The 228-nt window shown below is 55.3% G+C and carries 1 protein-coding gene; it reads left to right on the top strand.

The window, feature by feature from the left end; translation table 11 throughout:
* Positions 1–127: 127 nt before the first annotated feature.
* On the top strand, positions 128–228 hold a 101-nt coding region (locus SB765_RS34615; protein ID WP_216079453.1), incomplete at its 3' end, for a hypothetical protein.

Below are 228 nucleotides of genomic sequence, written 5' to 3'. Positions count from 1 at the left end.
AAGCGCAGCTTCGTCTGATTCGTGATGGCGAGGCCATGCTACTGGAAAACGCGACAGCACCGGTCGACACCGATGACGGTGAAGGGCAGGAAGGCGACGCGAGTGAGAACGCAGAGGAAGAACAGGCATGATTGAGCGCGGAAAGTTTCGTTCGCTTACGCTGATCAACTGGAACGGCTTTTTTGCCCGCACCTTTGATCTCGATGAATTAGTGACCACGCTGTCAGG

Source organism: Pseudomonas sp. SIMBA_067, assembly GCF_046534675.1.
GTDB classification, from domain to species: Bacteria; Pseudomonadota; Gammaproteobacteria; order Pseudomonadales; family Pseudomonadaceae; genus Aquipseudomonas; species Aquipseudomonas putida.
The sequence above is the reverse complement of the archived record's forward strand: the minus strand, read 5'-3'. Positions and strand labels throughout refer to the sequence as shown.